The 26,459-nt window shown below is 30.7% G+C and carries 18 protein-coding genes and 1 tRNA gene; 4 read left to right on the top strand and 15 right to left on the bottom strand.

What is annotated here, in order from left to right:
• Nucleotide 1: 1 nt before the first annotated feature.
• Genes rpmI through ABXT39_RS00170 form a run of 4 tightly spaced genes read right to left on the bottom strand, consistent with a single transcriptional unit; the run spans nucleotide 2 to nucleotide 3,879 of the window.
• Complete coding sequence (gene rpmI, locus ABXT39_RS00185) at nucleotides 2-208, bottom strand: 50S ribosomal protein L35 (protein ID WP_006997462.1); 207 nt, start codon at nucleotides 206-208, stop codon at nucleotides 2-4.
• A gap of 53 nt (nucleotides 209-261) precedes the next feature.
• On the bottom strand, nucleotides 262-807 hold the full coding sequence (gene infC, locus ABXT39_RS00180) for a translation initiation factor IF-3 (RefSeq protein WP_415295113.1): 546 nt from the start codon (nucleotides 805-807) through the stop codon (nucleotides 262-264).
• A complete protein-coding gene (gene thrS / locus ABXT39_RS00175; protein ID WP_415295111.1) occupies nucleotides 808-2,724 on the bottom strand; it encodes a threonine--tRNA ligase in 1,917 nt (638 codons plus the stop codon).
• Nucleotides 2,725-3,879, bottom strand: a complete 1,155-nt coding sequence (locus ABXT39_RS00170; protein WP_415295109.1) for a glycosyltransferase family 4 protein — start codon at nucleotides 3,877-3,879, stop codon at nucleotides 2,725-2,727.
• Nucleotides 3,880-3,921: 42 nt separating this feature from the next.
• Between ABXT39_RS00170 and ABXT39_RS00165 the strand changes: the two genes are divergently transcribed.
• Nucleotides 3,922-4,677, top strand: a complete 756-nt coding sequence (locus ABXT39_RS00165) for an alpha/beta hydrolase (RefSeq protein WP_415295108.1) — start codon at nucleotides 3,922-3,924, stop codon at nucleotides 4,675-4,677.
• Here ABXT39_RS00165 and ABXT39_RS00160 read toward each other — a convergent pair.
• The 3 genes from ABXT39_RS00160 to ABXT39_RS00150 are packed head-to-tail and all read right to left on the bottom strand — an operon-like array spanning nucleotide 4,648 to nucleotide 11,469.
• Nucleotides 4,648-5,523 carry an NAD-dependent epimerase/dehydratase family protein gene (locus ABXT39_RS00160; RefSeq protein WP_415295106.1) on the bottom strand — a complete coding sequence of 292 codons (876 nt, stop codon included), beginning with the start codon at nucleotides 5,521-5,523 and terminating at the stop codon, nucleotides 4,648-4,650. The genes ABXT39_RS00165 and ABXT39_RS00160 overlap by 30 nt on opposite strands.
• Nucleotide 5,524: 1 nt before the next feature.
• Nucleotides 5,525-10,030, bottom strand: a complete 4,506-nt coding sequence (gene gltB / locus ABXT39_RS00155; protein ID WP_415295105.1) for a glutamate synthase large subunit — start codon at nucleotides 10,028-10,030, stop codon at nucleotides 5,525-5,527.
• Nucleotides 10,030-11,469, bottom strand: a complete 1,440-nt coding sequence (locus tag ABXT39_RS00150; RefSeq protein ID WP_415295104.1) for an NAD(P)-dependent oxidoreductase — start codon at nucleotides 11,467-11,469, stop codon at nucleotides 10,030-10,032. The genes gltB and ABXT39_RS00150 overlap by 1 nt, the downstream gene beginning before the upstream one ends.
• Nucleotides 11,470-11,653: 184 nt before the next feature.
• Here ABXT39_RS00150 and ABXT39_RS00145 point away from each other — a divergent pair, with 184 nt between their 5' ends.
• A complete protein-coding gene (locus ABXT39_RS00145) occupies nucleotides 11,654-12,424 on the top strand; it encodes an undecaprenyl-diphosphate phosphatase (RefSeq protein ID WP_415295102.1) in 771 nt (256 codons plus the stop codon).
• Here the strand turns inward: ABXT39_RS00145 and ABXT39_RS00140 are convergent.
• The 4 genes from ABXT39_RS00140 to ABXT39_RS00125 all read right to left on the bottom strand — a co-directional run bounded on the left by ABXT39_RS00140 (nucleotide 12,421) and on the right by ABXT39_RS00125 (nucleotide 18,944).
• Nucleotides 12,421-13,308 (bottom strand): DMT family transporter, encoded by an 888-nt coding sequence (locus tag ABXT39_RS00140; RefSeq protein WP_415286495.1) that lies wholly within the window; start codon nucleotides 13,306-13,308, stop codon nucleotides 12,421-12,423. The two genes, ABXT39_RS00145 and ABXT39_RS00140, sit on opposite strands and share 4 nt — an antisense overlap.
• 6 nt (nucleotides 13,309-13,314) lie before the next feature.
• A complete protein-coding gene (locus tag ABXT39_RS00135; protein WP_415295928.1) occupies nucleotides 13,315-14,586 on the bottom strand; it encodes a 2-oxo acid dehydrogenase subunit E2 in 1,272 nt (423 codons plus the stop codon).
• A 1-nt stretch (nucleotide 14,587) separates the two neighbouring features.
• Nucleotides 14,588-17,626 (bottom strand): pyruvate dehydrogenase (acetyl-transferring), homodimeric type, encoded by a 3,039-nt coding sequence (aceE, locus tag ABXT39_RS00130; RefSeq protein ID WP_415295101.1) that lies wholly within the window; start codon nucleotides 17,624-17,626, stop codon nucleotides 14,588-14,590.
• 130 nt (nucleotides 17,627-17,756) lie between these two features.
• Nucleotides 17,757-18,944: an acetyl-CoA C-acetyltransferase gene (locus tag ABXT39_RS00125; RefSeq protein WP_415295100.1), complete on the bottom strand. Its 1,188-nt coding sequence runs from the start codon at nucleotides 18,942-18,944 to the stop codon at nucleotides 17,757-17,759.
• 75 nt (nucleotides 18,945-19,019) lie between these two features.
• Here ABXT39_RS00125 and ABXT39_RS00120 point away from each other — a divergent pair.
• Both ABXT39_RS00120 and ABXT39_RS00115 read left to right on the top strand, forming a co-directional pair.
• Nucleotides 19,020-19,096: transfer RNA gene (locus tag ABXT39_RS00120), tRNA-Arg, on the top strand.
• A gap of 120 nt (nucleotides 19,097-19,216) precedes the next feature.
• Complete coding sequence (locus ABXT39_RS00115; protein WP_415295099.1) at nucleotides 19,217-19,642, top strand: PaaI family thioesterase; 426 nt, start codon at nucleotides 19,217-19,219, stop codon at nucleotides 19,640-19,642.
• Here ABXT39_RS00115 and ABXT39_RS00110 read toward each other — a convergent pair whose 3' ends face one another.
• The 4 genes from ABXT39_RS00110 to ABXT39_RS00095 form a co-directional block, all read right to left on the bottom strand.
• Nucleotides 19,643-21,964, bottom strand: coding sequence for a TRAP transporter permease (locus tag ABXT39_RS00110; protein WP_415295097.1), 2,322 nt, complete (start codon nucleotides 21,962-21,964; stop codon nucleotides 19,643-19,645).
• A gap of 76 nt (nucleotides 21,965-22,040) precedes the next feature.
• Nucleotides 22,041-23,045 carry a TAXI family TRAP transporter solute-binding subunit gene (locus tag ABXT39_RS00105; RefSeq protein ID WP_271492790.1) on the bottom strand — a complete coding sequence of 335 codons (1,005 nt, stop codon included), beginning with the start codon at nucleotides 23,043-23,045 and terminating at the stop codon, nucleotides 22,041-22,043.
• A gap of 72 nt (nucleotides 23,046-23,117) precedes the next feature.
• The gene (locus tag ABXT39_RS00100; RefSeq protein WP_415295096.1) at nucleotides 23,118-24,344 is read right to left on the bottom strand and encodes a pyridoxal phosphate-dependent aminotransferase; all 1,227 of its coding nucleotides are present in this window, start codon (nucleotides 24,342-24,344) and stop codon (nucleotides 23,118-23,120) included.
• Nucleotides 24,345-26,306 (bottom strand): acetoacetate--CoA ligase, encoded by a 1,962-nt coding sequence (locus tag ABXT39_RS00095; protein WP_415295094.1) that lies wholly within the window; start codon nucleotides 26,304-26,306, stop codon nucleotides 24,345-24,347.
• Nucleotides 26,307-26,459: the final 153 nt, after the last annotated feature.

Genomic DNA, 26,459 nt, shown 5'->3' with positions numbered 1-26,459 from the left:
TTTATCCTCTTAAACTGTAAGGCATGTATGATTTAACTATTTTGCCATCTTGTTTTGACATAGCAGTCGTGCCTCTTAATTTTCTAATTTGTGAATTTGTTCTTTTTATCATGCCATGTCTCTTTCCAGCTTGAGCCATCATAACTTTCCCTGTAGCTGAGATTTTAAATCTCTTCTTTGCTGAACTTTTAGTTTTTAATTTTGGCATAATTCTGCGGACTTATACAAATATTGGAATGGATTTACAACCTCTATTAAGCCTTATAAAGGCTGAATAACCATGATCATTTGCTTCCCATCAAACTTTGGGTGCAATTCAACTTTGCCAATATCTTGCATATCAGCTTTTATTTTATCCATCAATTCTCTACCTAAGTGTGAGTGCTGTAGCTCTCTGCCCTTAAATCGTATTGTAAATTTTACCTTATCACCTTTTCCAATGAATTTTTTAGCATTTTTAACCTTAAAATCATAATCATGAGTTTCTGTAACTGGTCTCATTTTGATTTCTTTTAATAAAACAATTTTTTGTTTCTTTTTAGCAACATTTGCTTTTTTTTGAGCATCATATTTAAATTTACCCATATCAATAATTTTACATACAGGTGGTTTTGCGTTTGGAGCTATTTCAATTAAATCCAATCCTTGCTCTTTAGCCATTGATATAGCTTCATTTGTATTTATGATTCCTATATTTTCACCATCACTTCCAATTACTTGGACCTCAGGTGAAGAAATTCTATTGTTAGATCTTGGACCTTTATCTTTAGTTCTTCTTTGAAAATAATTTTTTTTAAAATCTGCCACTTAGTTTGAGGGTGCTTTGTTTAAAGCTGAGAAAGTTTCTAAGAATAAGTTTAATTCCATATTTTCTTGTTTGTTAGTATCTAATCTTCTAATCGTTACTGAGTTACTGTCAACTTCTTTTTTTCCACAAATTAATAAAAGTGGTATTTTTGATAATGAATGTTCTCTAATTTTATAATTCAGGTTGTGGTTTTTTAAATCTACCTCAGAGCTTATGCCTACATTATTAATCTTTTCATTTACTTCTTTTGCATAAAAATCAAACTCTTCTGAAATTGGAATTACAACAGCTTGTAAAGGAGCTATCCAAAATGGAAATTTACCTGCGTAGTTTTCTATAAGAATTCCAATAAATCTTTCTAATGACCCAAATAATGCTCTATGAAGCATTACTGGAATTTTTTTAGTTCCATCTTTATCAACAAAAGAAGCATCTAATCTTCCTGGTAAATTAAGATCTACTTGTAGAGTTCCACATTGCCAATCTCTACCAATGGCATCTCTTAAAACAAATTCAATTTTTGGACCATAGAATGCTCCTTCTCCTTTATTAATTGTGTATTCAAGCTTTGAAGCTTTAACCGCATCTAACAAAGCTTTTTCAGCTTTGTCCCAAACATTATCATCACCAACTCTTAAATCTGGTCTATCTGAATATTTTAATATTACATCTTCAAATCCAAGATCTTTATAAATATCTAAAATCAAATTTGTAACAATCAAACACTCTGATGTAATCTGATCTTCTGTGCAAAAAATATGAGCATCATCTTGAGTAAAGGCTCTAACTCTTAACAGTCCATGTAGGGCACCTGAAGGTTCATACCTATGCACTTTTCCAAATTCTGAAATTCTTAAAGGAAGATCTCGATAACTTTTTAAACCTTGATTAAAAACCTGTATATGACCTGGACAATTCATTGGCTTTATTGCAAATATTTTCTCATCTGGTGTTTGGGAGGTATACATGTGCTCTCCATATTTTTCCCAATGGCCAGATTTTTCCCATAAAGATCTATCTAAAATTTCAGGAGTATTTACTTCTTTATAGCCAGCTTTTTCTTGTCTAGCTCTCATGTATGCAACTAATTTTTGAAATAACTTCCAACCTTTTTCATGCCAAAATACAGATCCTGGACTTTCTTCTCTAAAGTGAAATAAATCCATTTCTTTTCCAAGTTTTCTATGATCTCTTTTTTCTGCTTCTTCTATTCTTTTTAGATATTCATCTAAATCTTTTTGTGATGCCCAACTTGTTCCATAAATTCTTTGCAGCATTTCATTATTTGAGTTGCCTCTCCAATAAGCTCCTGATACTTTTGTTAACTTAAAGTATTTACCAATTTTTCCTGTTGAAGACAGATGGGGGCCTCTACATAAATCATACCAGTCTCCATGAAAATATATGGAAACATCTTCACCTTGTGGAATACTTTCAATAATCTCAGCCTTGTACACTTCTCCTTTATCTTTGAAATGAGATATAGCCTTATCTCTTTTCCAAACTTCTCTTGTAGTTAACACGTCTCTATCAACAATTTCTTTCATTTTATTTTCAATTTTATTTAAATCATCCTCTGTAAAGGGTTCCTTTCTTGAAAAATCATAATAGAATCCATTTTCTATAATTGGACCAATAGTTACTTGTGTTCCTGGAAAGAGTTCTTGAACTGCCATTGCAGTTATATGGGCCGTATCATGACGGATAGTTTCTAAACCTTCTTTATCTTTTGAAGTAAAAATTTTGACTGAGCAATCTTCATCTATAACAAAACTTAAATCTTTAAGTTCTTCATTTACACTAATAATAGTTGCCTGCTTTGATAGAGATTTACTAATCTTTTCAGCAACTTCAAGTCCTGTTACTTTATTGGGAAATTCAATAGTGTCTCCATCTGGTAATGTTATTAATGGCATTTAGTTCAATAATTTTTTGTATTCTGAATATGTAGAAAAACACATTTTTTCAACATTAAATTTCTTAATTATATTTTTTCTACCTTCTATGCCAATAGATTTCAATCTAGATTCGTCTAATTGTAAGACTTCTACTATTTTTTTACTTAAAGCTTCTGCATTACCAGACTGAAATAAAAAACCAGTGACATTATCAACAATAGTTTCATTGGATCCTCCAATATCACTTGCTATTATTGGTCTTTCCATTGATTGAGCTTCAACTGCCACTCTTCCAAAAGCTTCTGGCTCTTCGGAGGCCGAAACAACAATGTCTGATATTTTATAGGCTAGTGGCATATTTTTACAATGTTCTATAAATTTTAACTGACTAGTTAACCTATATTGCTCAGCCAATCTTTTAATTTTTTTTGTATAAATATTTCTTCCTTGATCGCCACCCAAAATAACAGCATTAAAAGAATCATATCCTAGTTCTTGATTAACAAGATTTAATGCTTCAATAAATGTCTCTTGTCCTTTCCAGGTAGTTAACCGGCCTGGCATTAGGATTATTTTTTTATTTTTATTAATTTCCCAATCTGAAATAAGTCTGTTCTCCTCACTATCTAAAGTTGTTGATGAATCAAAATAATCGATATTAATACCCCTAAAAATTACTAAGAATTTTTTTTTTAAACCTAAATATTTTGAATAATTTTGATCAATATGTGAAAAAATAAAATTTGATCCAGCTATTATTAAATCTGATCTAACCATTACTGAATTATAAAATTTTTTAAATGAATTTTTAAAATTATAAGTACCATGAAAGGTGGTAACAAACTTTCTTCTAGTAATTTTTGTTGCAAGCAAACATGACCAAGCTGGAGCACGACTTCTTGCATGAACAATAGATATATTATTTAGTAAAATAATAAAAATCAAAGCTATTGAATTAAAGAGCATTAAAAATGGATTTTTACTATGGACGGGAAGTTTTATTACTTTTACTTTTTTTCTATCAATAAATTTCAATAATTCTCCTCCACTAGTTACGATATAAGAACTGCAATTATTTTCTGGTAAATAGTGTGCAAGATCGTAACAGCCTGTTTCTGCACCCCCATATCCAAGCTTAGGAATTACTTGCAATACTTTTAATTCTGAAGACATTTGATAGAACTATATATTAAGAATTAATTCTAATAAACTCATATGAATAATTTTAAATACATTAGGGTCCTTAATAACAAGAAAATAAGATACTTAAGTAAAGAATATAAAGATAAACTCTATATTGTTTTTTTACATGGTTTTATGTCAAGTATTGAGGGTGAAAAACCTCAGACTATATTAAAATTTGCTAAAAAAAATAAACTTGGCTTTCTTGCTCTCGAATATTCTGGTCATGGAAAGTCCTCAGGAAAATTTACCAAGGGAAATATCACTCAATGGTCAAAAGAAGTTGAAACTGTAATTAAAAAAATAGTTAAAAAAAATAAATTTATCTTAGTTGGTTCGAGTATGGGTGCATGGCTCTCATTAAATCAATTTAAATATTTTAAAAATCAAATTAAAGGTTTTTTAGGAATTGGTTCGGCTCCAGAGTTTTTAGAAAACTTAATGTGGAAAAAATTCTCAAAAAAAATGAAAAACAGAACTATAAAGAAAGGAATTTATAATTTAAAACATGGTAATTATGAGTATCCAATCACCTATCAATTAATAAAAGATGGTAGAAAAAATAAAATCTTAAATAAAAAAATTAAATCCAACATCAAAGTAACTATGATTCACGGAAGTAAAGATAAAGTTGTTCCGACAAGTTATTCCAGAAAAGTTCTTAAGCTATTTACTAAAGCTAATAAAAAATTAGTAATAATAAAAAATGGTGATCACAGTTTATCAAGCAAACAGGGCCTAAAGAGAATACTCTTAGAACTAAATAAAATTACTTCTAATATAGTTTAGTCCCTCAATGTAGCTTGGAAATTTTAAATTATAGTTAAAATAACTTTTCATCTTTTTGTTGCTAACTTTTTTAGACTCATTATAAAAATTTTTCAACATTTCACTTTTAATTTGGTCAACTTCAATTTTTTCAATATTTTCAATATTTAACATTTTTGCTCCAAATAAAGTAACATCTTCAGATGTGGAGGGTTTATCATCAGATAAATTATATATTTCTCCTGACTTAAATTTTGATAAAGATTTAAATAATATGTTTGAAATATCATCCACATGAATTCTAGAAAAATAATGATTTTTTTTATTGATCAATTTCACATCTCCTGATTTTAGACGTATTAAAATATTTTTTTCATTAGAATAAATGCCAGATAACCTGAATATCTGAATCGGTATTTTGTTATTTTTTTCCAAAGAAACCCATGCATTTTCAGCTTTTAATCTTGCAATACCATTAGTTGAGATTGGGTTTGTTTTGCTATTTTCATTAACCCATTCTCCCTTGTGATCCCCATAAATACTAGTGGCCGATAAGTAGGTTATCCATTTTACTTTGGAGTTTTCTATAAATTTAGAAAAATTTTTTACAACTAGATCTTCTTGATTTTCTGGTGGTATAGAAACTAAAATATGATCTGCTTCTTTTAATTTTATAACTAAATTTTTATCAAATTTTTCACTATTAAATAGGTAGCTATTATAATTAATACTATTGAATATTTTTTTTGAAGACTTACTCCTAGAAGTTGCTGATAAGTTAATATTATATTGCTCAGTATTAAGCTTCTTTATAAAGTTTTTTGCTACTTGGCCAAAACCAAAACAAAAAATATTTATATCCTTCATTTTAACTAACTTCTTTTATAATAGATCTTAAACTTATTGGGTTTTTTAACTTATCAATCATCTCTTTTGGACAAACTTGAATAAAATTAGAAATTTCCTTATCAAAATTTTCTATTATCTTTTTAGAAAAATCTGAATTTGTCTCCTGGTGATGCTCTTTTACTAAATTTTTTAAATAAGCTATCCAATGGTCTGTTTCTGGTGTTTGCCACACTACAGTTTCTGGGTTTACTTTTTTGTCGAATTTCTTATTTATATCGTAAATAAACGCCATTCCACCTGTCATTCCAGCTCCAAAATTATCCCCTACATCACCCAAAACTACAACTGTACCACCGGTCATATATTCACAAGCATTAGAATCACAGCCTTCAATAACTGAAATTGATCCTGAATTTCTTACAGCATACCTTTCTCCAGCTTGACCTGCTGCAAAAAGTTTTCCAGATGTTGCTCCATACAAAACTGTATTTCCTATTATGGTATTCTCATGTGAAACTAAATTACTTTCATCTGGAAGTTTAACTACCACTGTTGCTCCTGACAAACCCTTACCAACATAATCATTAGCGTCACCTTTTAAAATAAGTTTTAAACCTTTGATTCCAAATGCTCCAAATGATTGCCCTGCTGATCCTTTAAATTTTAAAGATAAGAAGTCATCTTCTAGTTTTTCAGATCCATATTTTTCATAAAGATAATTAGAAATTCTTGTACCAACAGTCCTATGAGTATTTTTAATAATATATTCTTTTTCAATAATTTTTACTTTTCCAATTTGTTCTTTAATTTCAGGTAAAATTTCTTGATCTAAAGTATCCGGAACAGAATTTATTTCTGGAACTGTACAGTATCTTGTATTTTCTCCAGCATCTGTTTGAACAAATAAAGGATTTAGATCTAAATCATCTAAGTTTGGTGAAGCTTTGCTTACCTGTCTTAATAAATCAGTCCTACCAATTATTTCATTCAATGATTTAAATCCTATCTGTGCTAAAATTTCTCTCACTTCCTCAGCTATGAATTTAAATAAGTTAACTACTTTTTCTGGTGTACCAGAAAATTTTTCTCTTAATTTTTCATCTTGAGTACAAACTCCAACTGGACAAGTATTTGAATGACACTGTCTAACCATTATACATCCCATAGCCACTAAAGCTGTGGTTGCTACACCATATTCTTCTGCCCCCATCATTGCTGCAATAACAACATCTCTTCCTGTTTTAATTCCACCATCTGTTCTTAGGGTAACTTTATGTCTCAAATTATTTAAAGTTAAAACTTGATTAGCTTCAGTTAAACCCATCTCCCAAGGTATCCCAACATATTTAACACTTGTTTGCGGTGTTGCTCCTGTTCCTCCATTATGTCCAGAAATTAAAATTATATCTGCTTTAGCTTTAGCTACACCAGCTGCAATTGTTCCTATGCCTGATGATGCTACTAATTTTACGCCAACTCTTGCTTTTGGATTTGCTTGTTTAAGATCATAAATCAACTGAGCTAGATCCTCGATAGAATAAATATCATGGTGGGGTGGTGGTGATATTAAGGTTACACCTGGTGTTGAATGTCTTAATTTTGCAATTTCTTCTGTAACTTTAAATCCAGGTAACTGGCCGCCTTCACCAGGTTTTGCTCCTTGTGCAATTTTAATCTCTATTTCATTACAGTTATTAAGGTATTTAAGTGTTACTCCAAATCTTGCTGAAGCTATTTGTTTAACTCTAGAATTAGCACTATCTCCATTTTTCATCTTAGTAAATCTTTTCTCATCTTCACCACCTTCACCACTACAAGAGGCTCCTTTAATTCTATTCATTCCTATAGCTAAAGTTTCGTGTGCTTCTTTCGATAATGCACCATGAGACATACTTCCACTTCCAAATCTTGTTAAAATATTTTCAATTGGTTCTACTTCTGTAATATCTATAGAAGGATTTAAATTTTTTTCTCTAAATCCAATTAGATCTCTAAGATGTATAGGTGGAAGATTATAAATACCTTTTGTGTATTTTTTATAAGCGTCAAAAGAATTTGAAGAAACGGCACTCTGCAAAAGATGAATAAGCTTACCTTGATATTGATGTGTTTCACCATTTTTTCTGTACCTATAAATTCCACCAATTGGTAAAACTGTATCCGTACCTTCAAATGCTTCTTTGTGAATAATTCTTAATTTTTTTTCTATTCCATTTAAACCTATGCCTGAAATTTTTGATAAAATTCCTGGAAAATATTCTGATGCTACTGTTCTACTTAAGCCAACTGTTTCAAAATTACATCCACCTCTATAAGAACTTATGACTGAAATTCCCATTTTTGACATTATTTTCAAAAGACCATAATTTACTGACTGTACATATCTCTCTATGCACTCATCGTACCCAAACTTTCCAAATAATTTCTTTTCAAATCTCTGGTATAAGCTATCCAATGCCAAATAAGGATTAACTGTTGTAGCTCCAACACCTATGAGTGTTGCAAATGAATGTGTATCTAATGCTTCCCCAGTTTGGGCATTAATTGAAGCATAGCCTCTTAGTTTTTTTTTAATGAGATGTGTATTTATTGCACCAACGCTTAATAGCATTGGAATGGGCAATTTTTCTTCAGAAGTATTTTTATCACTTAAGACTAATTGAGTAAGACCCTGCCTAACTGCAATTTCAGAATCTTTTTTAATTCTCTCAATAGAGGTTTCAAGATTTTCACTTTTATCAAAAGTACAGTCAATAGTTATCGATTTTTGACCAAAAAAATTAATGAATTTTTCTAACTGAGAGTTTGATAAAATAGGACTATCTAAAACATATATATTTTCTTCTGTTAAATTACTAAAATCTAAAATATTTCCAAGGTTACCAAAACGAGTTTTTAAACTCATAACCTTGTTTTCTCTTAAAGAATCAATTGGTGGGTTTGTAACTTGACTAAAATTTTGTCTAAAGAAGTGATAAAGCGGCCTATAACGGTCAGATAACACTGCAAGTGGAGTGTCATCACCCATAGATCCAATTGCCTCTTTTGCATCTTCTGCCATGGGGTGAAGAATAAGCTCTAAATCCTCTAAACTATAACCAAATGTATGTTGTCTTTTTTTTAGCTCATCACCTGAAAAAGTAGATTTTTCATTTTTTATTGGAAATTTTTTTTCTAAATCAATTATCTGATTGTTAAAATGTTTAAACTCTTTTGCCAAATAATCTTTTATTTCAACATTAGAAAATACTTTACCTTTGGCTATTCTAACTCCAAGAATTTCTCCAGGTCCTAATCTACCTTTTTTAAGAATTTGCTTCTCATCAATTTCAACCATTCCCGTTTCTGATCCCGCACACAATATTTTATCTTTTGAAATAGTATATCTCATTGGGCGTAACCCATTTCTATCAGCAGCTACTATAGCCCATTCATTATCAGTAGCTGCAATAGCGGCTGGTCCATCCCATGGCTCCATAGTGCTGTTTAAAAAATTAAATAGTTGTTGATGATCTTTTGATAATGTTTGACTTTTTTTAGACCAGGCATCTGGAATTAACATTAATTTTGCAAGTGGTGCTGATTGGCCAGAAATATTTAAAAGTTCAAAAACACTATCTAGTGCAGCAGAGTCTGATGATCCTGGTTGTATAACTGGTTTTAAATTTTTCATATCATCAAATAAAGGGCTGTCCATTTCTTGCTCATGAACTTTCATCCAGTTTTTATTTCCCTTTAGTGTATTTATTTCTCCATTATGAGCTAATGCTCTAAAAGGTTGTGCCAGGTCCCAGCTTGGTGCTGTGTTTGTTGAAAACCTTTGATGAAATATTGCAAATCGAGATATAAACCTCTCATCTTTTAAATCTAAATAAAAATCTGCAATAGACTCTGCTAAAAACATTCCCTTATAAATAACTGACTTAGAACTTAGTGAACAAATATAAAAACCTTCTATCGCATTTTTAATAGCTTCTTTTTCAATTTTTCTTCTAGATTCATAAATTTTTCTTTCTAACTCTTTTTCTGTTAAATCTTTATTATTATGTTTGAATAGTACTTGAGTAATTTCTGGTCTCGTAAGATTCGCTTTTTCACCTAAAACTTTTGGATTTACTGGAACCTGTCTCCATCCATAAATACTAAAATTACTTTTTGTTAATTCACTTTCTACTAAAGTTCTTGCATTTTCTTGTGCTTGATAATTATTTCTAGGTAAAAAAATCATACCCACACAAATTTCTGAACCATCATGGTCGTGACCTGTGATTTCTATTTTTTCAGCAAAGAAATCTGAAGGAATTTCTAAATGGATTCCAGCTCCATCACCTGTTTTTCCATCAGCATCAACAGCTCCTCTATGCCAAACTGCTTTTAAGGCATTAATTCCATATTCAACTACTTTCCTTGACTTTTTGCCCTCTGTAGAAGCAATCAACCCTACTCCACAAGCATCATGCTCCATTTCTTTTGAATAAACATGACCGTCTTCAAGAATTTTAAGATTTTTTTTATAATTTTTCATTAAGCAACCTTCTCTTTACTAAGTTCTTTGATCTCTAAAAAATTTTTTATTGATACTGCTACGTCTCTTCCATCTTTTATGGCCCAGACAACTAAAGATGCACCTCTAATAATATCTCCTGCTGCAAAGACACCCAGTAAATTTGTCTCCATTGTATCAAAATTAGTTTTTAATGTTCCCCATTTAGTAACTTGTAAATCCTCAGAGCCAAATAGTTTTGGTAAATTTTCTGGATCAAATCCAAGAGCCTTAATTACTATATCTGCTTTAATATTAAAGTGAGAATTGTTCTGAATTTCAGGTTTACGTCTACCACTATCATCAGGTTCACCAAGTTTGATTTTATCCACCATCAAACCTTCAACTTTATTTGTTCCTATAAATTCTTTGGGACTAGATAGCCATACGAACTCTACTCCTTCTTCCTCTGCATTAGCTACCTCTCTAGCAGATCCAGGCATATTTTCTTTGTCTCTTCTGTAAAGGCATTTAACTGATTTTGCTTTTTGTCTAATTGAAGTCCTAACACAATCCATTGCAGTGTCACCTCCTCCAATCACAACAATATTTTTTCCTTCAGCATTTAAAGTTCCATTATCAAAAAGCTCTACCTTGTCTCCTAATCCTTTTTTATTTGAAGCTGTTAAAAACTCCATGGCTGGAAATATATTTCCTAAATCTTTTCCTGGTAGATCTATTTCTCGAGCTTTATAAACTCCGGTTGCAATTAAAAGAGCATCATGTCTTTTTCTTAACTGCTCTAATGTAGCATCTTTTCCAACTTCAAAATTTTGAACAAACTTAATTCCACCCTCTTCAAGTAATTTTGTTCTTCTTTCTACAACAAATTTTTCTAACTTAAAATTTGGGATCCCATAAATCATTAAACCACCAGCTCTATCATATCGATCATATACTGTAATTTGATAACCTGACTTGCGTAACTGCTCTGCAGCAGCTAGACCAGCTGGACCAGCACCTATAATTCCAATACTTTGACTCTTTTCATTTTTAACTTTTATTGGATTTACCCATCCTTGTTCCCAAGCATTATCAGTAATATACTTCTCAACTGAACCTATAGTTACAGTTCCATGTCCTGATTGTTCGATTACACAGTTTCCTTCACACAATCTATCTTGTGGACATATTCTTCCACACACCTCTGGCATATTGTTAGTGCTTTGAGATAATTCGTAAGCTTCTTTTAATCGTCCCTCTGCAGTTAATTTCAGCCAATCTGGAATATTGTTACTTAATGGACAATGTACCTGGCAAAAAGGAACTCCACATTGAGAGCATCTGCTAGATTGTTCGCTTGCTTTATTGTTGATAAATTCTTTGTAAATTTCGTTAAAATCTTCTTTTCTATTACCAACTTCTCTTTTAGGTGGAGTTTGTTGACCTATCTTAACAAATTTAAGCATTTTTTCTGACATATATACCCTTTAATAAACTGAGCATATAATAAGGTTTTGTGTAATAAAAGACAAATAAGGTCAATATATATGACCTTAAATTTACAATAAATACTGTTAATTCTTTGTATTTTAATTTTTGCATATCTAATATGTTCAAATGGAATTGTTTAAATCATCGAATATTTAAGCTACGAAGCTTTAAATGTTCTCAAATATTATTGAAATTATAATCCTATCAATAGTTCAGGGCATATCAGAATTTTTGCCGATCAGTTCATCGGCTCATTTAAACATTGTTGAAATAATCTTTGAGTTTAATTCTAACTCACTAATGATTGACGTTAGTCTTCATCTTGGCTCTTTACTAGCAATAATCTTTTATTTTAGAAGAGAACTACTAGACCTTAGAAATAATCAAAAATTATTATCTTTATTAATTATTGGCTCTATACCAATTGTAATAGCTGGGTACATACTCAGCTCCACAGGTCTAATTAACCTATTAGAAAATAATTTAAAGATAATTGCTTGGACGACATTAATTTTTGGAATTATTTTATATCTCGCAGACAAAAGTAAATTTGATAAAAAAATATCCTCCAACCTAAATTTTAAAACAATACTATATATTGGTTTTTTTCAAATACTTGCTTTAATACCAGGTGTTAGTAGGGCAGGAATTACAATAACAGCTGCAAGGCTTTTTAGATTTAATAGATTTGATTCAAGCAAAATTTCTTTTTTATTAGCTATACCTGCAATAGCTGGAGCAAGTGTACTACAATTAAAAAATGCTATTGGCCAAAACTTTGAATTTAACTATCTTATACTAATATCAATTACTCTTTCTTTTTTATTTTCTTATTTTACAGTTAAGTTTTTTCTAGACTACATAAACAAATTTTCTTTAAATATTTTTGTAATTTATAGAATTATTATTTCAATAATTTTATTTATAATAATATATAATTAATTTTTTTTTAATATTGGTGCTAATTGTGAAAATAAAACACCAAATAAAATAAATAAACACCCAAATAGATTATTTATATCTAAAATTTGATCTAATAAAATCCAAGCAGCAATTGTTGCAAAAACACCCTCTAAAGAAAAAATTATTGCTGATGGAGCAGGGGATATATTTTTTTGTGCATATATTTGCAAAACAAATGCAAGGCCTCCAGATAAAACTCCAGCGTATAAGATTTGAAATTTTTCTTTAAGAATATTAGACCAAATAAAGTCTTCAAAAATTAACCCTATAATTAATGATAAAGAGGCGACAATTAAAGTTTGAATTGCACCAATTGTTAATGGAAGATTGTAGTTTTCTATAATTTTACCAGTAAAGATAATGTGTGTGCTCCAGAAAAATGCACCCATTATTATAAGCGCATCACCAGTTCTAACCGTTGCACTGTAAAAATTAGTTAGCAAATAACCTCCCATCACACAAAGAAGGACAGAAGGCCAAATACTCCAGTGGATTGGTTTTTTATACATAAAAAAAATTATAAACGGGACCATTGGTACATAAAAAATAGTAAAGAACGCTGCATTAGCAACATCTGTATAGAGTAAAGCCACTTGTTGAAGTGCTGATCCTAAGAATAAAGATAGGCCTATTAAAAGAGCTAAGTTGGTAAATTCTTTTTGATTTCTTTGGACTGATTTTGAGATATTTTTTCTTTCAAAAATAAAAGCTAAAGGGGCTACTACTAAAAAGCCTACAAAAAACCTAACCGCATTAAAAGTGAAAGGACCAATGTCGTCCATTCCAGTATCTTGAGCAATAAAAGTTGTTCCCCATATGAATGTACAAAGTAATGCACAAAATAATGATGAGGTTTTTGACATTAAAATTTATACAGCTAATTTATAAGCAAAATTTTTGCCTAAATTTTCTTTTAGATCATTATTAAATCTAGCTGCTTCAGCTCCATCAATTATTCTATGATCATATGATAGTGAAAGCGGTAACATTGTTCTTGTTTCAAATTTTCCATTAAAAAAAATTTGTTTTTTTTGTGCTTTACCCACTCCTAGTATAGCAACTTCAGGATAATTTATTATTGGTGTAAAAAATGAACCTCCAATTCCTCCAAGGCTTGTAATGGTCATGGATCCTCCAAAGAATTCTTTCTTATCTATTTTTAAATTTCTACATTGGTCGCTTACTGTTTTCAATTCATTGCTAATATATGAAATACTTTTATTGTCAGCATTTCTAATTTTTGGCACCATCAAACCATGAGGAGTATCAACTGCAATTCCAACATGAAAATAATTTTTCATTGTTATTTTTCCATTTTCAATATCATCTATTGATGAGTTGAAACTAGGAAACTTTTTTAAAGATGCAACTAAAGCTTTAACAATAAAAGCTAAGGGAGTAATTTTTTTTCTTTCACCTGTGTATATATCAGTAAGTGAAGTTCTAAAATCTTCCATTTCAGTTATATCTGCTTCATCATGATTTGTTACATGAGGTATTGTAGTCCAAGAATTAACTAAATACGTAGAGGCTAATTTTTTAACCCTAGGCATATCTTTAACTTCAATTTCTCCAAAATCAGAATGGGAAAATTCACTAACAATTTTTTTAGGTTGAGCTTCAGTCTTATCTAAAGTTTTATTAATTTTAGAGGATATAAAATTTTTTACATCATCTTCTACAATTCTTCCTTGTCTTTCACTGCCAACTATCTCATTAATATTAACTCCAAGCTCTCGAGCAAATTTACGTACTTTTGGGCTTGCAGATGAAGCTTCTGAATTGTCTTTTTTTATTAAATTTTGTGTTTGTATAACTTTTTCAATTTTTTCTTCTTGATTTTGATTTGTAACTGGTTTTGCTTCTTTAATAGTTTTTTGCTCTATACTCTTTTCTTCTTCTCCAGATTGCTCTACAGTTAATATCAAATCACCTTCTGAAACCCTATCACCTACTTTAATTTTAACAGACTTAACCTTTCCGTCAAAAGAAGCTGGTATTTCAACACTAGATTTATCACTCTCAATTGTAATAAGTGGATCATTTTTAGATACTGACTGACCATTTGAAACTAATACTTCGATTACCTCAACGTCTTTAAATTCGCCAATATTTGGTACTTTAATCTCTTTATCTGACATCTTATAGTTTTGTTGGCATTGGTTTGCTGCCATCAATATTATACTTCTTTATGGCTTCTTTAGCATATTTTGAGGCTATTAGTTGCTCTTTTGCTAGTACGCTAAGTCCATAAGTAACAATATGTTCTTTATCAACTTCAAAAAAATTTCTAAGGTTTTTTCTAGTGTCGCTTCTTCCATAACCATCTGTACCTAAAGAATAAAAACTTTTATTAGTATAAGGTCTGATTTGATCAGAATTCATTCTCATATAATCTGAAGCTGCCAAGATTGGTCCTTCGGTTTTTCCTAAACACTGCTCTACAAATGAAACCTTTTGTTCTTTATCAGGATTTAAAAGATTATACCTCTCAACTTCCATACCATCTTTTCTCAACTCGTTAAAACTAGTGACACTCCAGATTTCACTGTCTATCTGATATTCATTTTGAAGGATTTCTGCTGCAGCCATCATTTCTCTCAATATTGTGCCTGAACCTAAAAGTTGAATTTTAGTTTTTTTATATTTGCTGAGCTCTTTAATTTTATACATTCCTTTAAGAATTCCTTCTTCACAATTCTTATCTTTTGGTATGCTAGGATGTGAATAATTTTCATTCATGGTTGTGATATAGTAAAAAACATTCTCATTTTTTTCATGCATTCTTCTCAAACCTTCTCTAAAAATAACAGCTAGCTCATAATGAAAAGTTGGGTCGTATGTCACACAATTTGGTATTGTTGAGGCTATCAAGTGACTGTGTCCATCCTGGTGTTGTAGTCCTTCACCAGCTAAAGTAGTTCTTCCAGCTGTTGCTCCAATTAAAAATCCTCTAGCTTGACTATCTCCACCTGCCCATGCAAGGTCACCTATTCTTTGAAAACCAAACATAGAATAAAAAATATAAATTGGTATCATTTCAATATCATGATTAGTGTAGGAAGTTGCAGCAGCAATCCATGACGACATTGCTCCAGCTTCATTAATTCCTTCTTCTAGAACCTGTCCAGTTTTCTCTTCTCTGTAAGAACTTAACTGAGCAGAATCTTCTGGTTCATACTTTTGACCTTCGTGTGCATATATTCCTATTTTTTGAAAAAATCCTTCCATACCAAAAGTTCTTGCTTCATCAGGAATAATTGGAACTAATCTGGGTGAAATATTTTTGTCTCTTAATAAATTTGTAAACATTCTAACTAATGCCATGGTTGTAGACATTTCTTTTTCACCCGTTGATACTTTCATAAAATCGAAAATATCTTTTGCTGGTGCTTTAATAGGTTTTGAATATGTTGTTCTTTCAGGTAAGAAACCACCAAGTCTCATTCTCTTTTCTTTAATATACTTAATCTCTAATGATTTTTCATCAGGCTTGAAATACTCAACATTTTTTACTTGTTCATCTGTTAATGGGACATCAAAACGATCTCTATAATATAGCAAATCATCTACATCTAATTTTTTAGTTTGATGAGTAGTGTTAACACTTTCACCTGTTTTTCCCATACCATAACCCTTAATGGTTTTAGCGATTATAACCGTTGGGCTACCTTGGTTTTTTGATGCCCGTTCGTATGCTGCATAAACTTTATGAGGATCATGACCACCTCTATTTAATCTCCAAATATCTTTATCTGATAAACTAGAAACTAACTCTTGAGTCTCTGGGTATTTACCAAAAAATTTTTCTCTAACATAAGCTCCATCTCTAGCTTTCATTGCTTGGTATTCACCATCAACAGTTTCATTCATAGTTTTAACTAAGTGACCTGTTTTATCATTAGCAATCAATGAGTCCCAGTAAGAACCCCAAATTACTTTAATTACATTCCAACCAGCTCCTCTAAAACTTCCTTCTAGCTCTTGAATAATTTTTCCATTACCTCTGACAGGTCCATCTAATCTTTGAAGATTGCAGTTTACAACAAATATTAAGTTATCCAGTTTTTCCCTAGCTGCTAATCCTATTGCACCTAAAGATTCGGGTTCATCCATTTCTCCATCACCAAGAAATGCCCAAACTTTTCTACCTTCATCTTTAATTAATCCTCTGTTAATTAAATATTTCATGTATCTCGCCTGATAAATTGCAAGCATAGGCCCTAGTCCCATTGATACAGTTGGAAACTGCCAAAACTTTGGCATCAACCAAGGATGTGGATATGAAGAAAGTCCACCTGGTTTTACTTCTTGTCTAAAACTATCTAATTGTTTTTCATTTAATCTACCTTCTAGAAATGCTCTAGCATAAACGCCTGGTGCACTGTGACCTTGAAAATAAACTAAATCACCACCAAATTTATTATTCTTAGCTCTCCAAAAATGATTCATTCCTACATCATAAAGTGTTGCTGCTGATGCAAAAGTACCTATATGGCCACCTAATTCAGGAAATTTTTTATTTGCTCTAACAACCATGGCTGCTGCATTCCATCTAATTAAAGATCTAATTCTTCTTTCAATATTCTGATCTCCATTAGACTTAACTTCTGCCTCTGGTGGGATTGTATTAATGTAAGGAGTGTGCTGTGTATAAGGAATATTTGCACCTTCTCGATATGCTTTGTTAATTAATTCTTTTATCAAAAAATGAGCTCTTTGATTTCCATCTTTTTCAACAACTGCAGATAAAGACTCTAACCAATCTTGAGTTTCTAATGGATCAATATCATTGTCATTTGTAACCTGAATTATTGTTTGTTTTTTTTCCACAACTGGGCTTTGTTCAGTAGCCTCTTCTTTTTTTTCATTATTTAAAACTGATTCTGCTTGTTTAATAATACTTTCTGTATCTTTAGGAATTGGCTTTTCTGAAGGGCTTTCTTTTGAAGACTCAACACTTAACAATAAATCCCCTTTAGAAACTTTATCACCCACTTTAATATTTACAGATTCTACCTTACCAGTGACTGTTGATGGAATTTCAACGCTAGATTTATCACTCTCAATAGTAACAATAGAATCATTTAAGTTTATTTTATCTCCAACTTTTACTAAAAGTTCAATAACCTCAACTTTTTCAAATTCACCAATATCTGGGACAAGTAATTTTTCACTCATTATTTAAATCGATTTATACACCTAAAAAAAACTATATCTCATGTTATTTTAGCACAATAATAAGTTTTTTTATGCAAACCTGTATTTTTATTGAACAAAAAACTTTAAAAATTAACAAATAAATAAGAAATTAATTTCTTTCAATGCACATGGCTATACCCATTCCACCACCAATGCAGAGAGTAGCGCAACCTTTGTTTTTATTTTGTTTTATCATTTCATGAATAAGGGTTACTAAAATTCTGGTTCCAGAAGCTCCAATTGGATGTCCTAATGCAATTGCTCCACCATTAACATTCACAATCTTTTTAGGAATTTTAAGATCTCTAATCACAGCAATACTTTGAGCTGCAAATGCTTCATTGACTTCAAATAAATCAATATCTTCAATTTTCCATCCTGCTTTTTCTAAAGCTATATTAACAGCCATAATTGGACCTAGCCCCATCAATGAAGGCTCAACACCACAAGTTGCCCAGGAGACCACTTTTGCTAAAGGTTCTATACCTCTAAGTTCCGCCTCTTCTCTAGACATTAAAATAGTTGCTGCCGCACCATCATTTATTCCTGATGAATTACCCGCCGTAACTGTTCCATTTTCTTTAAAAACAGTTTTTAATTTTTTTAAATCCTCTAAGTTTAAATTACTTCTTGGATGTTCATCTTTTTCAAAAATAAAATTTTTATCATCTGTATTAATATTTAATTTAATTAACTCGTTTTTGAATTTATCATTACTTATGGCATCTTGTGTTTTTTTTTGAGAATTGAAGGCGAACATATCTTGTTCATCTCTGGAAATTTGATACTTTTCTGCTACATTTTCTGCCGTAACACCCATGTGATAATTATTAAATGAGTCTATCAGTCCATCATTGACCATTGTATCAACTAATTTATTTTCATTTAATTTTTTATCTTCTCGATAAAATATTGTATGTGGTGCTCTAGACATATTTTCTTGTCCACCAGCGACTATAATTTTATTTTCACCTAGTTTAATAGATTGATAGCCTGAAATTACAGATCTTAATCCAGATCCACATACTTGATTAATTATATGTGCAGGTTTTGAAACTGGAATTCCAGCATGAATAGAAGCTTGTCTTGCTGGGTTTTGCCCTAATCCAGAAGTGAGAACGTGTCCCATAATCACCTCATCAATATCGTCTGATTTTAATTTTGATTTATAAACAGCTTCTTTAATAACTAGTGCACCTAGTTTATCAGCACTAAAACCTTTTAAAGACCCTTTATATGTGCCTATAGGTGTTCTTAATGCAGCTGTAATAACCACATCATTTGATTTTTTGCTCATTGATAGTACAGCATAATATTTTATAACTTAAATTACATCAAAAACTTTGATATGTTGGACAAATTATTTAATTAAGGACCGCTGGCCAAATTGGATAAGGCGCTCGGCTACGAACCGGGAGATTCCAGATTCGAGTTCTGGGCGGTCCACCAAAAGGATAAATAAAAATGTTAGATTGGCTACTAAAATCATCACTACAAAAATCAGTTATATATTTTTTTATAATTGTTTTTATAATTTTATTAATTTTAACTTTCGTACTATAAAGACCTATGAGCAATAAATTTGAGCAAATAAGTATTAAACCTGGTTTTATGAAACACAATGGTGGAGTTTTATTTAAAACTGTATCTGAAACAGAATATGAATTCAAAACTACGATTAATGAAAATCATTTAAATGCTGCCGGGATAACTCACGGCGGTTATTTATCAGCCTTAATTGATGCAGGAGCGGGGACTGCTGCACATAGAGCATCTGGAAATGTACCTTGTGTAACTATTTCATTGGATTTAAAATTTATTGGTGCCTCTAAAGTAGGCGATATAGTTTCTGGCTTTACAAGAATTCTTAAAAAGACAAATACACTAGTATTTTTATTTTGTGAGCTGAAATGTAATAATAAAATTATAACCTCAGCATCAGGTATTTGGAAAATCTTAAAAATTAAACCATCTAATCTTGGTCCTGGTGGATAATTATTCTTTTCTTCTATAGTTCAAATAACCAAATATAATTAATAATAAAATAGCTATTGGGTAAATGATTCCTTTATTTGGTCTATCTGCATTTTCTATTTTAAATTCACTTATATAATCACCAGTTTCAAAGCCACTTTTTTTAGCTCTCCCATTCCATTGCAGGGTATCTACAATAACTCTATTTTCTTCTCTAATTAAACTAAGTCCATATTGCTCTAAACTAAATTCGGTTTCAAAAGTATCTTTTTTAATTACAAATAACTTATATCTTTCACCATAATTGCTTGGACGTGTTACTTTAAATCTGGCTTCCTTATTAGAATCTAACTTCATTAAATGAATTTTGTTAATATCCATATAATTATATTTAGGATAAAATTTATTTAAAACAAATTCTGGGGCTAATAATGAAATAGAGATTAATAAAAAAATTATTATCTCGTACCATCTTAATCTATTAATAAACCAAGCTTGAGTTGCAGAAGTAAAAACCAATATTCCTATCAAAGAAGTGATAATTACTAGCAGTCCATGCCACACATTTTCAATACCTATCAATAACAATTCATGATTAAATAAAAACACGATAGGTAAAATACCTGTTCTTAAGCTGTACCAAAAAGCTTGCAGACCAGTTTTAAGTGGATCACCTCCCGAAATGGCAGCTGCAGCATATGATGCAAGACCAACTGGAGGAGTAACATCAGCCATTAAACCAAAATAAAAAACAAATAAGTGCACCGCTATAAGAGGAAATACAAATCCAGATGCATTTCCAACATCAACCAATACTGTTGCCATTAAGGAAGCCACTACAACATAGTTTGCAGTGGTTGGAAGACCCATGCCAAGTATCAGACATAAAATTATTGTTAAAAATAATAAAATAACAACATTATCTTTTGCAATAAACTCTATAACAATAATTAAATTTGTACTTAACCCTGTTGAACCAACAGCTCCAACTATTATGCCAGCTGTTGCTATTGCTATTCCAACACCAACCATGTTTAAAGCACCTTTTTCAAAACCAACTATCGTTTGATTAAACCAAGTTTTTATTGCTAATTTAAAATCAGTATTTTTAAATAATATATAACCAAGGTTTACAATTATTAATGCAATCGTTGCAAAAAATATTGAGTAAGAAGCGGTAAACCTTAAATAAACAAGCATGTAAACTAAGACAAAAATAGGTATTAAAAAATGTAATCCTGATAAAAATGTTTTCTTTAAATTTGGAATATCGACATCATCCATTCCTTTTAAATTTAATTTTAAAGCTTCAAGGTGAGAAATATAAAACAATGCCACATAAGAAATAATTGCTGGTAAAAATGCGTGCTTAACTACCTCAAAATAAGTAACACCTAAAAAACTTGCCATTACAAATGCTGCAGCGCCCATTACAGGTGGCATTAATTGTCCATTAACTGATGATGATACCTCTATAGCACCAGCTTTTTCTTTGGAAAAACCAGTTTTTTTCATAATTGGAATTGTAAAAGTTCCAGTTGTAACTGTATTTGCAATTGAAGATCCTGAGATTAGACCGGTCATTCCAGATCCTAAAATTGCTGCTTTTGCAGGTCCTCCTCTCATTTTGCCAACCATGGCAAAAGCTAGGTCTAAAAAATATTTACCTCCACCGGCTGTTTCTAGAAGCGCTCCAAATAAAACAAATAAAAAAATGAAATCTACAGAAACACCTATAGGAATTCCAAATATAGCTTCTTGATCAAGCCACTGAAATCCAACCAATCTATTTAATGAAAGCCCACCATGCGAAATTATTTCTGGTGCGTATCTGCCAAAATATGAAAAGAGTAAAAAACAAACTGCAATAATAACTAGAGGTAATCCAAATACTCTCCTGGTTGCTTCAATTAATATTAAAATTCCACAACTTCCAATAATCAACTCAACTGGTAAATTAAATTTTTCCCAAATTTTAACTGTTAAAAGAATTCCCCCCCTATCAACTAATTGGTCATAAAAAAAATAAATATATAAACAACAAAATGCAGCAATAAAACTAATTAGAATATCAAATATAGAAATTTTTTTTCTTTTAGAAATTGGATAAATTAAAAAAGCTAAAGTTAAAGCAAAACCTAAGTGAATAGCCCTAGCTGGAAGTCCTTTAAACATTCCAATATCAAACATAAAAGGAAATGGAGATGCATACCAAAGTTGAAATAATGACCAAATAATTGCAATATTTCCAACAATTTTTAAATGTAGTCCAGTAAGATTTCTAGTGGGAGATAAATCCTCACTAATCTTACTTTCTACTTTACTCTTAATGCTTTGATTCATTTTTAAAATGATACTCTATAACAAAAAAAAGGCCCGATAAATATATCAGGCCTTTTAATTTAATTAAGGAGTTGGACTACATTAATCCAGCTTCTTTATAATATTTAATTGCACCTGGGTGTAATGGAGCTGACAAACCATCAGCAACCATATCTTCTTTTTTTAAAGAAGAAAAAGCAGGATGTTGTTTTTTGAAATCATCAAAGTTTTCAAAAACTGCTTTTACTACTAAATAAACAAGATCTGCTTCAACAGCATTACTAGTTACAACAGTAGCCTTAACACCAAAAGTAGTTACATCTTTTTTCTGTCCTGTGTAAGTTCCTTTAGGGATTACAGCTTTAGCATAATAAGCAGCACCATCAATTAGTCCTTGAACTTCAGGACCTGTTAAGTTGATAGGCAAAGCTTTTGCTCCGCAAGAAGCTGCATTTTCCATTGCTCCATTTGGAAATCCTACTGAATAACCAAAAGCATCAATCTTACCATCACATAAAGCTTTTACTTGCTCAGATGAAGTCAGCTCTGTAGTAGATTTAAAGAAGCTATTATTAACTCCCTTTGCATCCATTAGCACTTCCATGGTTCCTCTTTGACCTGAACCAGCGTTACCAATGTTTACAACTTTTCCTTTAAGGCCAGCAAAATCTTTAACTTTTGCTTTTTTTCTTGCCCAAATTTGAAAAGGTTCGTTGTGTACTGAAAAAACAGCTCTTAAACCGTCAAACTTTTTTCCTTCCCACTTACTTGATCCATTTACAGCATGATATTGCCAGTCAGACTGAGCTACACCAAATTGAAATTCACCAGCTGCGATTTGACCAATATTATAATTCGATCCACCAGTTGAAGGTGCAGTACATCTGTAAGCTTTATCTATACCTTTTTTTCTTCCGTGTTCTTTAGCAATTGCTGATTTGTGCAACATTTTGCAAATTGCGTTACCAGTTTGGAAATATACTCCAGTTGGTCCGCCCGTTCCTATCGTGAAGAACTCTGCAGATTTTGCAACACCAGTAAAAGATAAAGATGCAACAAAAATTAGTAGAGCACTTGATAGAGATGTTATTATTTTTTTCATGTTCTCTCCTCTATATCGTTATTTTTATTAATTAAATTTAACAGTAATTAAGTGAGTATGTATAGCTGGTAGTTATGTTGATGTAGACCATTTTTTTAACTTGTCCACACCCTCAACAATCTTAGGTGCAAGTTTTAAAATTAAGTTCTTATCAATTGCTTGTCCGTTTTGAGCCTCCCTCATAAACTCTTGACCATCAAAGTCTGTAAAGCTTAACCTTGCTAACATCTTATTTTTCTCAAAACCAAAGTCTGATCCTGGCAATAACGCTACACCTGTCTCCTTTAAAATATTGTCACACATTTCTGATGACGTATTAAATTTTTTATTTAAAAATTCTGGCATAAGATAAAACCCACCTTGGGGCTTATTAATTAAAACCTTGTTTGATTTTAGATTTTCATAAACATAATTACCAACTGCTTTAAGAATATTTTTAGAACTATCAATATATTTGCTATGATCACCTGTATAAGCAGTAATTGCAGCATATTGAATTGGCGCACTGACAGCAGAAAAAGTTTCACTGGCTAAAACATTAATTGAATTTTTTAAAATATTTAAAGAGTCTGGAACTACAAAATAACCCAATCTCCACCCACCTGCACCACACCATTTACTTAAACCCGTGCTTATAATAGTTTTTTCAGGACAAAAACTTGAAATAGATTTGAACCCTTCATCAAAACTCAACTCAGAATAAATTTCATCTGATAAAATAATAAGATTATATTTTTTAGCAATCTCACTAATTTCTTCTAGATTTTTACAAATCTGCCCTGATGGATTGTTTGGTGAATTCAAAAATAATAGATAGTTTTTATTTTTATCCCTTAAAATAACTTCTTCAATTTCAGATCCAGTAGGAAACCAATTATTTTCTCTTTTTGTTTGAATTGATTGAATTTTATTTCTTCCAAGAATTGCTTGTGGGGCATAAGAAACCCAACTTGGTGCTGGCAATATTATTTCTCCATCAAATAAAATGTGTAGTAAAAACATCAATTCTTTTGAGCCAGGACCTATAATTACATTTTCAGGTTTGTAATTATAATCTTTTTTAACTGATGTATATTTTGCAACAGCATCCCTAAGCTCATTAAGACCTTGCATTGGTAAATATTTATTTTGATGGGCATTATCTTTTAACGCATTAACAATATCAATTGGTACTTGGAATGGAGATTGGCCAAATCCAAATTTAAATATTTTTTCACCTTTATCTTCTAGCTTTCTAGAGATTTCATTAATTTTTAAAGTAGAGGATGGTTCTAGACCTTTAACTATATTTTTTAACATTTAATAATTTAATTCCTTTAAATTTTTATATTGATCTAAAACTCTTGGATTTGCTAGCGCTTCTTTATTTTTAATTTCATTTCCTTCTATTGTATTTTTTACAGCTAGTTCAACTATTTTTCCATTTTTAGTTCTTGGAATGTCTCCAACTACTATAATTTTAGATGGAACATGTCTTGGAGATGCATTTTTTCTAATTTGTATTCTAATTTTTTTTAATAAATCTTCGTCCAACACGTGTTTGGGGTTTAAAACTATAAATAAAATAATTCTGACGTCATTATCCCATGCTTGACCAATAACAATTGACTCTTTGATTTCTATAAATTTTTCTACCTCAGAGTATATTTCTGCAGTTCCGAGTCTCACTCCTCCAGGGTTAAGTGTTGTATCTGATCTACCATGGATAATAAAGCCCCCACCTTTCTTTATTTCTGCATAATCACCGTGATACCATGTGTTTAAAAAATTATTAAAATATGCTTTTTTAAATTTAATATCATTTTTATCATTCCAGAACTTTAAAGGCATTGATGGGAAAGAGCTCTTACAAACTAGCTCTCCTTTTTTATTTTTTAAAGATTCACCCTTTTCATTAAAAACATCAACATTCATACCTAAGCCTTTATTTTGTATTTCGCCTAGAATTACCGGCTGGTATAAATTTCCCAGGACAAAACAAGAAACAATATCGGTGCCTCCAGATATAGAGGATAAATGAACATTTTTTTTTATGTTCTCGTACACAAATTTAAACCCATCATTTGATAATGGGGATCCAGTAGAACAAATTGTTCTTAATTTTGATAATTTATACTTATACTTTAAAGTGGGCTTAGATTTACGAAGAGCATCAACATATTTTGCACTAATACCAAATAAAGTAATTTTTTCTTTCTCAGCTATTTTTAACAGTAAATCATCTTTTTTGTACATTGGCGATCCATCAAATAAAACAATTGATGCTTTTGAAGCTAAGACACTTACCAGCCAGTTCCACATCATCCATCCACAAGTAGTAAAATAAAAAACATTATCACCTTCTCTGATATCACAATGGAGCTGATGCTCTTTTTTATGCTGAAGCAAAACTCCTCCACTCCTATGACATATACATTTTGGTTTTCCTGTGGTTCCACTTGAATATAAGATTGCAAGATCTTGTTCAAAATCAAATTTAGGAAATTGAATCTCTTCAGATTCTTGTTTTATTAACTCACTCCATTTAAGTACTTTTGATTTTTTAGATGTATATTTATTTTCTAAATATTTTTCTCCAGGGTAGTTAACAATGACAACATATTCAATAGAAGGTATCTCTTTTAAAATTAGAGGAACTCTTTCTAAAATATTTATTATTTTTCCATTATAAAAATACTTATCTACTACAAATAAAACTTTAGGGCTGATTTGTGAAAAACGTTCTACTACACCTTTAACACCAAAATCTGGTGAGCATGAGGACCATATTGCTCCTAAAGAAGAGGAGGCTATGAATGCCTCAATAGTCTCAATAGTATTGGGCATATATGCTGCAACCCTATCTTTTTTTTTAATTTTAATACTTTTTAAAAATTTAGATATTTTACTTACATTAATGTTTAGTTCGTACCAGCTTCTTTCTTCTCGAAAACCATTCTCGCTAACGAATGTTATTGCTTTATTCTTATTATTTTTTGAGAGTAAATTTTCGGCAAAGTTTAATTTTGAATTTGGTAAAAATTTATTTTTATAAAATATTTTTGATTTTTTTATTTTAATTTTACTCTTAAATCCTTTAATTTCAGAAAAATCCCAAATTGAACTCCAAAAATTACCTGGGTTTTCAACGCTCCATTTTAAAATATTGTCATATTTTTGATTAAATCTTTTTTTGAATTTTTTTGAAATGAATTGCTCATAGCTCGATAAAAGAGATTTTTTTTTCTGACTAGGTGACGCTTCCCACAATTTTTTATTCATAACTTTGCTACAAAATACTAATACAGAATTGTTTTTTATTATGTTAAATTAATTAGTGTATAAAGAGCAAATGAGAACTTTTATCCTTACGATTCGGTCATGTTTTAGTCTATTTTTGTTCTTTATGAGCAACAATATGTGGTGGAGAAAATA

The organism is Candidatus Pelagibacter sp. Uisw_113 (assembly GCF_047717815.1).
Classification (GTDB): Bacteria; Pseudomonadota; Alphaproteobacteria; order Pelagibacterales; family Pelagibacteraceae; genus Pelagibacter.
The sequence above is the reverse complement of the archived record's forward strand: the minus strand, read 5'-3'. Positions and strand labels throughout refer to the sequence as shown.